The organism is Acinetobacter sp. 1130196 (assembly GCF_000588095.1).
Taxonomy (GTDB): domain Bacteria; phylum Pseudomonadota; class Gammaproteobacteria; order Pseudomonadales; family Moraxellaceae; genus Acinetobacter; species Acinetobacter nosocomialis.
The window spans coordinates 1-411 of the sequence record NZ_JFWX01000131.1; the positions used below are offsets into that span (position 1 = coordinate 1).

The 411-nt window shown below is 36.0% G+C and carries 1 pseudogene; it reads right to left on the reverse strand.

Annotation, left to right across the window (positions count from 1 at the left end):
- Positions 1 to 372 (reverse strand): annotated as a pseudogene (locus tag J671_RS24815) (IS5-like element ISAba27 family transposase); the annotation flags it as partial.
- Positions 373 to 411 lie beyond the last annotated feature (39 nt).

Sequence of the window (411 nt, forward strand, 5' to 3'; positions counted from 1 at the left end):
TATTGAACATTCTGTCGCATCAATAATGACCCAGTTAAACTGTTCGTCTGCTGTGGTAATGCTTCGTTTTGGCAGAGTAAACCGTCTTGATTTCATCAATGCATCTTCAACCTTTTTAATGGTTCGATTCACATTACTTTCAGCGATATGGTAATTTGCAGCCAACTCCAATTGAGTGCTGTAATTCCGTAAGTAATTGAGTGTTAATAATAATTGATCCTCTATAGCTAAAGTATGAGGACGCCCAGATTTCTTTTTAAGTGATTCTACTTCTTTTAAAACTTCGATCATTTCACTAAAAACTGGTCGAGGTACACCAACCAAGCGCTGGAATTCAGAATCTGAAAAACGATTTAATTTCTGATATCTCATGAAATTTAGATTGAGGTGGTTTTTACTTTCGCAAGAGGT